The following is a 9,846-nucleotide window of genomic DNA, read 5'->3' as shown; positions in this document are numbered from 1 at the left end:
TCTCTGGTTCTGGCCGGCAGAAAGACAGCCCCTGCTCGACGAGTACGCCGAGGAGGCAGAGGGACTGGAGTACGTCGGTGAGCGGCAGGCGCTCCCGGACAACGAGGGCCTCGGCATGGCGCGAGCTTGAGCTGACACTCACACCGTCGTCCAACTGGGCACGTCCATCGGCTCCGTCGCTGATCTTGTGACGCGTGCTCACGTCGGGTGAGTGACAGTGCGCTTCGTACGTTCCCAGAGCCCATCTGGATCGCGGTCAGTACCACCGGCTGAATGCGGCGGCGCCAGATCCGGTCTCTGCGGCAAAGAGAAGTGCCCGCAGGGGCGCGTCGATGAGTTCTGCCGCATCGAAGCCGGGGGCGTCGCCCATCGCGGTTATCCAGGAGGTGATACGGGAAAGGACCTCGCTTCGCCGCGTGCTGGAGAGGCGGAGGGCTTCCTCGGCCCGAGGGAGGGCGGTGATCACGTCATCGGCAGACAGCAGAAAGTCGCCGAACCAACCTGGGAGCATGGCGGTTCCTTCCGCACCGAGGCCATAGCACAGAGCCGCGGCCGGGCTCGCCTTGCGGGCAACCGCGACGAACAGGCCGGCACCTTCTGTCTCGGGCATGAGGCTCATGCTCGCGTCACGCATGGCTTCTGCAGCGTCGGTGGCCGCGTTCACGTTGTGGATGAAGTCCGCGAATCGCTGAGCGGCGGGCGTGGGCGTCAACGGCCCGGAAGGATCCACGGGGTGCTCGAAGAAGGGCTCCCGGTCGCCGCCATTCGACCACCAGGCAAGCGTCTCGCCGTAACCGGGCGGCCTGGCCCAGTCGCCCGGCTGCACGAGATGGATGAATTGATCCGGCAGCGCCCCGGCCTCCTCATCAGGGATGACACCAACCACCCACAACCCCGTTGATCCCACCGTCACGCACCTCTCACTTTGCTGGGCGACTCTATCTGCCCCACCTCGCTGAGTAGGCCCGGAGCGCGGTGCCGGGATTGCTCCCGGTCCGTTTCTCCGGACCTCTCGCCGAACCCGCCGTGCGCCTCTCAACGCAACGGGCTCTCCACGGTCTCTGCCGTCAGGCGGGGGTTCGCAGGCTGCCATGGGTTGGGGATCGTGCCGGCCCGGTATCGGTAACGGCCGACCGTGACCGACGCGATCCGGAACAGTTCGATCCCGTCTGCCGCGAGCGGAAGCCACCGCCCGGTGGGGGTGGTGAACCGGCGGCTCTGGCGAAGATCTTGTGATCCGCCCCGTGACACCAAGGCCTCCTGAGACGATGTCAGGCGTGCGGTTCGCGGAGTCTCGAAGCGTTTCTTCCTCATGTGTCGTCGAGTTCGTTCAGCATTCGGTGGACCAGATCGTCCTGCACGCCCACGCGCGAGCGGCCAGGGCGAGGTGTCCGCACTGTTCCAGGGCGTCGGGGCGGGTGCACGGCCGGTACTTCCGGCGCTTGGTGGACGCGGCGATCGGGGGCAGGGCCGTGGTCGTCGAGCTGCTTGTGCGCCGTTTCCGCTGCCTTAACGGCGCCTGCACAGCGGTGACGTTCGCCGAGCAGATCGAAGGGCTGACCACGCCTCACGCTCGCAAGACCCCGCTGCTGCGGGCGGTGCTTCTGTCCATCGCCTGCACACTCGCCGGCCTGGTGCCCGTCTGGCCGCGCTGCTGGGCATCCGGGTCGCCAAGGACACCCTGCTGAACCTGCTCCGCACTACGCCCGACCGGAGGGTGGGCCCGTACGGGAGCTGGGCGTGGACGACTTCGCACTACGCAAGGGCGACTTGTACGCCACCATTCTGGTGGATCTGGAGGCTCGCCGACCCGTCGACGTGTTGCCAGGTCGGGACGCCGAGCCCTTGGCCGCGAGACCAGCTCCGGCGGAATGCAGCCGGACCGCGTCCGGGCCCGGTAGTCAAGATCAGTAGCGTCCACGGCCACGCACCATAGCGCTCGCCCCTGACACCTTGCCGACACCACCCGCGGTTTCGAATACAGCACAGTTGGAACGACGCTCCCCACCAGTCGAACAGACCCCGTGGAGCCCGGCCCGGCGCGAGGCGTACGCAAACGACCAGGACAGCCCCGATACCCTGATCGCCGTCACCGCCGCCTCCAACCGCTCCAAAGCCGACAAGGACCCGGCCGAATGGCTGCCCTCGGACGCGTCCTACCACTGCACCTACGCCGCGACCTGGGTCGGCACGAAGCTGCGCTGGGACCTTGCCGCCGATGAAGCAGAGCGCCAAGCCCTTCTCGGCCTTGCCGAGGACTGCCCTGCCACCCTCCTCAGCTACGAGCCCGCGTCCGCCTGACCGGCCGCCACCCTGCTCCTCGGCTGTTCCGACTGGACCGCCCTCCTCGAAGCTCTTCACGATGGCCAACAACAGTCTGCTCAGCGGCTGGACCCTTGTGACGCGGTCAACTCAGCGGGCCGACCGGCCCTCGGGTGTGCGCCAGGCAGATCTTCAGAACGGGGGATCCTCACTCCAGACGATGGTCGAGGGCTGTGGCGGACGAGGCTTGTCCTGATGCAGGACAGCCACGGCCTCTTCGATGCGGCCGAGGTCAATGAGGTACCCGGCCAGGTTGTGGCTGTTTGCAGGGGCGTGGGGACGCAGGGCCGCGATCGCCTCCTCGGTACGTCCGGCGCCGGCGAGTAGCTCGGCGATGTGCGGCGCCGCGTACGATGTGCCGCCCTCGGGATGGGCCCGAGCACGCTCCAATGCCTCATTGACCCGGTCGCAGGCGGCCATCAGCGGAAGCCGTATCCAGAAGAGGTCCCACTCCTCCTCTCCACGGCGTTCCTTGAGGGCGTCGAGGCAGGCCAGGCCGTCCTCGGGGCGGCCCTGGTCGGTGTAGAGGGTGCAGAGCACGTGGAGGATCCAGTCCTCGGCCCCGCCAGGGGCATCGGCCAAGGCCCGCATCACCTCGATCGCCTCATCCCCGCGGCTGTGCCGTGCCAGGAGGTGCGCGAGCTGCACCGTCATGTTCCCCCAGCGAACGGATGAGTCGCCGGACTGCCGGTACACGGTGATCGCGCCCTCCACGTCACCGCGTTCCTCCAGCAGTTCTGCGAGCCGCTGTGCGGCGCGCCCCAGCTCCTCGGTTACTGCGTAGGCATGCAGTTCTCCGGTTCGGTCGTGCCGGGCCAGCAGATCGGCCAGTTGGTCCCGACCGTTGACCGACGTGGCGTCCCGGGTGCGGAGCAGGGCGATTGCTTCGTCGATGCAGCCCTGGCGTTCGCGGATCGTGGCAAGCAAGCCGATCGCCGTGTCGGGATCGAGGCCGCGGCAGCACCATGGAGTGTCGCAGCGGTGCTCGTCCGGGATCCGGGCGGCGAGCAGTGTTGCGGCCTCCTCGTCGCGGCCGGCGCCCTCCGCGACGTCAACCAGGGCCACAGCGAGGAACCAGTCGTCGATGTGTGGCTCCAGCAGAGTGAACGCCTCGTCGCTCCGGCCGTGCCGGGCGAGCAATCGCGCATAGGACTCCAGTGCCAGCGGATGCCCGACCTCCATACGAGCTAGGGTCAGCACGATCGCCTCGTCGGCCCGCCCCCAGCTCTCCAACAGTTCCGCCGTGGTCCTGGTGGCCGTCCACCAACCCGTAGCAAGGTACGGGGCGAGTATCTCCAGCGCCTCAGCCCGTCGGCCCTCTTCACCGAGCAGCCGCGCCCACTCCCACGCGCAGAACCACTCCCCATGGCCAGCCCAGAACTCCACCTTCTCGGCATGGCCGAGTTCGAGAAGCCGGGAGACCAGATGCGGCGGGATGCAGCCAAACTGCGTCCGGACCCGATAGTCAAGATCAGTAGCGTTCACAGCGACGTACCGTAGCCCCTCCCCCTGACACCGCCTCCAGCTCCGAATATCGCGCACTTGGAATGACGCTCCACACCAGCTGGGGCCTCGAACCGGGATGCGAAGCGGCGTGAGTCGTACGCCATCGACCAGGACGCCCCGACCGGCCTGGTCGCCGTGACGGCGCGGTCGAACAGGAGCAAGGCCGACCAGGACCCGGCCGAGTGGATGCCGCCACTTCCCGACGCCCATTGCTGGTACGTCGGCGAGTGGACCGCCACGAAGCTCTGCTGGGGCCTTGCCGCGGACAAGGCCGAGGCCGACGCCCTGAAGGTGTATGCGGAGGCGTGCGAGACGACCGTCGTCCACTACACCCCGGCGCCGTAGCCCCCGTCGGTGTGCGGGGCCATCTCGGGGCCCTGCACACCGACGGGGCGGGGTCTAATCCTCCCCAGTCGGCGCGGGGTCCGGAAGGTCTAGCAGGCGCGCCAGGATGATACGGCAGGTGTGCTCGACCTCGAGGTCGAAAGCGACTGCGCCTCCCCACCGTTGGTCGCCGCGATGGGGTTGTGCGAGTGCGGCCTGGATCTGGGGCAGGGCGGGGCGTGCGGCCGGGCCCATGCGGTTGAGGCAGGCGACGACATCACGCGCGGTGGAGTCGTTGTCCTTCCAGGCGTCCAGCAGCGCCGGCACGACGATGTCGGCCTCGCCGGTGCCGCCTATGTCCCACAGGGCTGACGCGACGTGGACGAGGGGCCACGAGTCGTTCAGCACGGCCGAACCGTTCTGCTCGTTGCGCGTGTTCTGCTCGACCTGCTCGTTCAGTATCTGTCGCAGGCGCGGCAGTACGGCTGCGGCAGGAGGGCCGATCCGGCCGGCGAGGTCGATCGCGTCGAAGTTCCGGTTGTCGTCGAGGAGGCGTTCCAGCAGCGGCACGGCGTTCTCGCGGCGGCGTTCGAGTTCCCAGACGGCGCCTGCCGCAGCGGTGCGGAGGGAGACGTTGTCCGCGTCGGTGAGGGGGCGGACGGTGTCCAGGGCGGATGCGGCGCGGGTGCCGAACGACGCGAGCGCCTTCAGGACAGGCTCCGCGGTGGGCCATTGCTTGTGCTGGACGGCGGCCTGGACGGCTGCGGTGAGTGCGGGCACGGCCGCCGGATCACCGAGCTTGGCGAGGGCGGAGGCGAGACTCGTGGGGCTGACATCGGGCCACTCCCGGGAGTGGTCGACGTCGGCGAGGCGGCGGATGAGCCGGGGCGTGAGTTCCGCGGCGGACTGCGGCAGATGGCCAACCGCGTTCATGGCGCGCCAGGCATCGGTGTCGGTGTCCAGCGCAGCCAGCAGACTGGGCAGGGCTCGCTCGTCTCCGAGGCCGGCCAGCGCCACGACGGCCTGCTGGTGGGCACGGCGCAGAACGCGGTGCGGACTCGCCCACGCATCGGGCCGGTGCGTGGTGCGGTGGTCGGTGACGTAGGCGGCGAGGGCCTCGCGGGCCGGTTCGGCGAGGGCGGCCAGGGACCCGAGCGCCTCGGCCGCGGCCGCAGCGGTGTAGGAGTCGCGCGGCAGCAGGCAGTCGCCGATGAGCCGCACCAAGCGGGTGTGATCACCCCGCAAGGACGTGATCAGACGGCGTGCCATGTCGATGGCGTCGTACCGGATGCCCGGGTCCGGGCTGCACAACTGCTCGGCGAGCAGGGCCGTCCGGTCCTCGACACGCGTGCCCAGCGCCGCATGGAAGGCGACCAGCAAAGGGGTGCTGGGGGCGTGGACGCGTTCGTGCCGTTCGAGGTCGGCGAAGGCGGCGGCGACATGCTCGGGGACGTTCGGGTCGGGTTCGGGCTCGGCCTCGCACGCACACGGGCGTGAGAGGTCCTGGTCCCCTCGCGCCTGGTCCTGTTCGGGCTGAGGTGCGGGGGTGACCTGACGGAGCAGTCCGATCGTGGTCGGCACCGTCTGGTCGTCGATGGACTCGGGAGCGCAGCGGGCCCGGTGGACGAGCGCCGCCAGACGGGTGTCCGGATCGGTCGTGCAGCTGTCGGCCAACGCGTCGAACCACGTCCGCGCCGGCGCGGCGGCAGCAGGCAGACGAAGAGCCAGATCCGCCGTCGTCCGCACCACCAGCAGACGCTCGGGGACCCCGCTCTCTTCCGCGAGGCGGTCCCGCAGGAGCGCCACCGCCCGTTCGGCATCGTCCAGGAAGAGACCCAGACCCTCGATCGACGCCCTGCGCACCCGCGGGTCGGGGTCGCCGGAGTAGACGACGAAGGCGTCGGCGTGCTCGCGCATCATGTTCGCGGTGTCCGGGTAGATCGTGGAATCTTCCCCTTCGGGGCCGCAGATGACGGCGTAGATCTCTTCGGCGTCGACCGCTTCCCGCCCGATGCTGAGCAGCAGCGCGACGACTTCCCCGCGGTCAGGCGTCTCAGGGGCGTCGGCCATGGCGAACAGGAACGGCAGACTGGCCACCGTGCTCGAATACACGCTCCCCTGATGGAGCGCTGCGCCATAGAAGTTGCCGAACGCCTCGTTCCGCACGTCGGGGTCAGGCGAGACCATGCTGCGCAACCATCCCGGCACGTCGTCGGCCGGCCCGTAGGCATGCTCCAAGGACGCCCAGCCGATGCTGTCCAAGTCGTTGATCATGACCGGCACTATGCCGGGCAGCACTGACACTTCCGACAGAAACGACCACGACGCTCGTCCCACGACAGGTACGGAGCCGAAGCAGTAGGCGCCGACGCTCGGGGAATACCGCTCATCTCGAATGACGCTCCCTGCCAGCTGGGGCCTCGAAGTGGGATGCGGATCGGCGCGAGCAGTACGCCAACGACCTCGACGCCGAACGTTCCCTGGTTACCATGACTGCGAAGACGAACCGGTCCAAGGCAGACCGGAACCCGTCGGAGTGGCTCCCGCCGGCCGCGCAGTGCATACGGCGCTGACTGGGTGGCCACGAAGCTTCGCTGGAAGCTCGCCGCGGACGACAAGGAACGGTTGGCGCTCGAGAAGGTCGCAGCGGCCTGCTCCGACACCGTCGTGAAGTACGAGGTAGCCCCATAAGCTCCGGGCAGCCTTCTCTGCCGGACACTCCACCCTCGCTACTGCTGGGCGCCGCGAACCTGAGCCGGGTCCGGATCAACCAGATCCGCGATGGCCGGCACGGGACCCTCACCGCATCCGGACCACGATGAGGGTCCCGTGCCGGCCCGACCCGGCCCGCACCTCGACGACCAGGTCAGTCTCTACCCGCGTGTACGTCTCCCCCTGCGCACGGCGGTCTCCCACCAAGGTCGAACTGGTCAGAGCAGATCCGATAAGTGCCGCAAGGACCGGCTCCAGCCGGGCAGACAACCGGACCGGACCACCCTCATCCCCCACCACGAGGGCCAGGTGGTGCGGCCGCAGCCGCGGCCCCGTGAACCCGACGACCAACGCGCCGACCGTGTCCGGGTGCCGCACCTTCACCCACCCGCGGCGCCCCGACGGATAGCTGGCACTGCCCCGCTTCGCGACGATCCCCTCGATGCCCTGCGCCTGGAGCGTCTCGTGCCAGCGCAGGGCTTCCTCCCGGTCATCGGTTGCCGGGGCGGCCTCGATCGGCGGCTCGACCTCGGCGAGGAGCTCCGGCAGGTAGGCGCGGCGCTCGATGTATGGGCGGCTTCGGCAGTCACCGATCTCCGGGTCCGGGTGCTGGATCACGTCCCAGCAGACGTACGACGCCGGATGCCGGGCTGCCAGGGCACGCGCCCGAGTCACCGAGGACGCGGCCCTGGCTTGTGCGGCCGCGAAGTCGAGCCGGTCATCCCGCCAGATCACTGCCTCCCCGTCCAGCACTGTGCCCGGCCGCAGTTCCATGCCGGCCACGGCCAGGTCCATCCAGTGCTGGGTGACGACCCTGCCGGTCCGGGCATACAGGAACACGGTGTCGTCAGTACGGCGCAGCACGGACCTGTGACCGTCGAACTTCGGCTCGAACCACCAACCGGGGCCGTCGGGCAGGGTCGAAACCGCCTGGGCCAGTGCCACCTTGATCGGGAACTCCACAGAACCGATCCTGCGAGCCCCACACCCCCGGAGCGCGCCGGGCGGTCCGTACGGCCTACTCCTGCTCCGGCACTCTGCGCTCACCCATGACGCCGAGTGCGGCACCTCCACCCCGATGCTGCTGGCCCTGGCCCGCTCCGGTCACGCCTCCGTCTGCTCCCTGGAGCGGTACGCCCGCCCCGGCGTCGACGCGGTCGCCGCGCACGTCGCCGCATCCGACCCCGCCGCCCGCCGTCGGGGTTGATCACAGCGGCCTACGGCACGTGTCCGAAGTATTCCTGGTGGCCTCGCGATAAGCCTCAAATCATGCGGTTCGGTGACATCATGAGTAGTGAATTCCGCATCATGACGGTCGTCCGACCAGGCGGCGACATCTGAGCCTCTTCCTGCCTGTCAGCACGGGAAGACGGTGAGCACGTGAGCGACACCGAGCAGGAGCCCACTGCGGCCGAAGGAACAGAGGCGGAGACCACCCCCGAGGAGTCACCGGCCACGACTGAGGCCGGCCCTGCAGAGGGCGAAGAGCCGACCCCCGCAGCCGAGGAGACCGGGGCTGAAGAACCTGCGCCCCCCGCAGCCGAGGAGACCGGGGCTGAAGAACCCGCCACAGAGGAGTAGGAGAAGGGCTGTGCGCGACGACCGTCGCGCACAGCCACGATGGCAGTCTCGGGACGCCGCTCAAGCGGACTCGCCGGCATCCAACTCGCTGCCCGTACGCACCGGCCACGTATCCCGCCGCGCGAGGGGCGGAAGTCCGGATGCGTGAAGCACCGCCGGTGCCACCGTGGACGGGGCTCCGCTGGCCACCCACCAAAAGCGGGCCACCATCATCATGTCGTCGACGCTCTCCCGCACGAACCCGTCCACGATGCCAAGACCGCCCGGGCGTTCACGCAGCACCACATCGCCCGGCTCCGTATCATCCGCGATCTGCTGGTGGTCCCCCGAGTCGGGGCAACCCGAGAGCTCGCACACCCAGTGACCCGTGCCTGCCATCCTGCCGGGAACAACGAGCACCCCACTGATCAGGCACGAAGGTGGTGGAGTGGATCAGCCCGAAGGGATCAGAGGCACTGTCGCCCTGCGGCTGCTGGGCGAGTCCGCGTTCGACCGCCAGGTCGTGCACTGGGCTGCGGCACACACGGCCGCCACGGGCGGCACCGGCACCTCGGTGTACGTCACGATCTATCCGGCCGACCAGGCTGCGTGTCAACGGCCATTGAGATGCCCAGGTGGGTGGTCGTTGGGTGTCCAGGCTGGTGGCCATCAGAAACCCAGGCGTGTGGCCAGTGGTGTTCCTGGGGGTGTGGGTCAGCTCAAGGGGACCACTCCCTTCCCGGCGAGGGCCTCGGCGAGGCGATGCGAGTCGCCGGAGGTGGTCACGAGGTGAGCGTGTACATGAGGCGGTCGGTGCTCGCGCCCGCGAGAGTCTTCGGCATGATCGTGTCGAAGCCCGAGGGGTGAATGTTGCCGGTCACGGCGATGGACCGGCGTTCGTAAGGCGACGCATGAGCTTGTCGAGCTCCTCGGGCAGGGCCGGGGCCTGGGGAAAGGTCATGGCTGTAAATTCCTTCGTCGGTCGGGGTCGGCGTCGATAGGCTCGACGAGTGATCGATATGCAGGTGCGCGGTGACAGTGGTGACGTCGTGGCCCGGGCCGAGGGCGGGGTGCAGTGGACTTCCGCTTTCGGCGATCTGGATCCGGGGCTGTTCCCGATGCTCTGGGGCCTGATTCCCTATGGGGATGCGGTCTTCAACCAGCGACAGGTGTCGCTGCTGCTGGCGGAACTCGACCGGCTCCCGGCCGCTTGCGGCGGTGACTGGGTCGGGCAGGCCCGCGAGTTGTGCCAAGTCGTTGAGCAGGGGTCACACCGGTATCTGTGGTTTGTCGGCGACTGACCGCGGGGTCCTTGGAGTCTTTGCCTACTGAAGTTCCCCCTCTGAAGTGGACAGCCTGATACTGGGACGGATGGGTCCCGGAGGAAGCAGTCCAGGTTGAGTGGCAAGAGCAACATGAGCA

At 68.8% G+C, this 9,846-nt stretch carries 8 protein-coding genes and 2 pseudogenes; 6 read left to right on the top strand and 4 right to left on the bottom strand.

Annotation, left to right across the window (positions count from 1 at the left end):
• Nucleotides 1-256 precede the first annotated feature (256 nt).
• Nucleotides 257-886, bottom strand: a complete 630-nt coding sequence (locus AB0I23_RS40465) for a hypothetical protein (RefSeq protein ID WP_359118164.1) — start codon at nucleotides 884-886, stop codon at nucleotides 257-259.
• Nucleotides 887-1,268: 382 nt separating this feature from the next.
• Between AB0I23_RS40465 and AB0I23_RS40460 the strand changes: the two genes are divergently transcribed.
• On the top strand, nucleotides 1,269-1,688 hold the full coding sequence (locus AB0I23_RS40460) for a transposase family protein (RefSeq protein WP_359118162.1): 420 nt from the start codon (nucleotides 1,269-1,271) through the stop codon (nucleotides 1,686-1,688).
• 337 nt (nucleotides 1,689-2,025) lie between these two features.
• Nucleotides 2,026-2,301 (top strand): annotated as a pseudogene (locus AB0I23_RS40450) (HNH endonuclease); the annotation flags it as partial.
• Between the two features lie 153 nt (nucleotides 2,302-2,454).
• Here the strand turns inward: AB0I23_RS40450 and AB0I23_RS40445 are convergent.
• On the bottom strand, nucleotides 2,455-3,807 hold the full coding sequence (locus AB0I23_RS40445; protein WP_359118160.1) for a tetratricopeptide repeat protein: 1,353 nt from the start codon (nucleotides 3,805-3,807) through the stop codon (nucleotides 2,455-2,457).
• 78 nt (nucleotides 3,808-3,885) lie between these two features.
• On the opposite strand from AB0I23_RS40445, the pseudogene AB0I23_RS40440 reads away from it, so the two are divergent.
• A pseudogene (locus AB0I23_RS40440) lies at nucleotides 3,886-4,173 on the top strand (HNH endonuclease); the annotation flags it as partial.
• 54 nt (nucleotides 4,174-4,227) lie between these two features.
• Here AB0I23_RS40440 and AB0I23_RS40435 read toward each other — a convergent pair.
• Entirely contained in the window at nucleotides 4,228-6,426 is a 2,199-nt protein-coding gene (locus AB0I23_RS40435) for a HEAT repeat domain-containing protein (RefSeq protein ID WP_359118156.1), read from the bottom strand.
• Between the two features lie 525 nt (nucleotides 6,427-6,951).
• Nucleotides 6,952-7,827 carry an ATP-dependent DNA ligase gene (locus AB0I23_RS40425; RefSeq protein ID WP_359118154.1) on the bottom strand — a complete coding sequence of 292 codons (876 nt, stop codon included), beginning with the start codon at nucleotides 7,825-7,827 and terminating at the stop codon, nucleotides 6,952-6,954.
• Between the two features lie 115 nt (nucleotides 7,828-7,942).
• On the opposite strand from AB0I23_RS40425, the gene AB0I23_RS40420 reads away from it, so the two are divergent.
• The 3 genes from AB0I23_RS40420 (at nucleotide 7,943) to AB0I23_RS40405 (ending at nucleotide 9,725) form a co-directional block, all read left to right on the top strand.
• Nucleotides 7,943-8,071, top strand: coding sequence for a PmrA (locus AB0I23_RS40420; protein ID WP_359118152.1), 129 nt, complete (start codon nucleotides 7,943-7,945; stop codon nucleotides 8,069-8,071).
• A gap of 173 nt (nucleotides 8,072-8,244) precedes the next feature.
• Entirely contained in the window at nucleotides 8,245-8,445 is a 201-nt protein-coding gene (locus AB0I23_RS40415) for a hypothetical protein (RefSeq protein ID WP_359118151.1), read from the top strand.
• Nucleotides 8,446-9,443: 998 nt separating this feature from the next.
• Complete coding sequence (locus tag AB0I23_RS40405; protein ID WP_359118166.1) at nucleotides 9,444-9,725, top strand: hypothetical protein; 282 nt, start codon at nucleotides 9,444-9,446, stop codon at nucleotides 9,723-9,725.
• Nucleotides 9,726-9,846: the final 121 nt, after the last annotated feature.

Source organism: Streptomyces atratus (genome assembly GCF_040655115.1).
GTDB lineage: Bacteria > Actinomycetota > Actinomycetes > Streptomycetales > Streptomycetaceae > Streptomyces > Streptomyces atratus_D.
Note: the sequence above shows the minus strand (reverse complement) of the source record. Positions and strands in the feature narration are given on the sequence as shown.

Bases quoted from the DNA above. Each gene is read 5' to 3' on its own strand.
- AB0I23_RS40420 (WP_359118152.1), top strand. From the start codon at position 7,943: ATGCTGCTGGCCCTGGCCCGCTCCGGTCACGCCTCCGTCTGCTCCCTG.
- AB0I23_RS40435 (WP_359118156.1), bottom strand. From the start codon at position 6,426: ATGATCAACGACTTGGACAGCATCGGCTGGGCGTCCTTGGAGCATGCC.
- AB0I23_RS40405 (WP_359118166.1), top strand. From the start codon at position 9,444: ATGCAGGTGCGCGGTGACAGTGGTGACGTCGTGGCCCGGGCCGAGGGC.
- AB0I23_RS40460 (WP_359118162.1), top strand. From the start codon at position 1,269: ATGTCAGGCGTGCGGTTCGCGGAGTCTCGAAGCGTTTCTTCCTCATGT.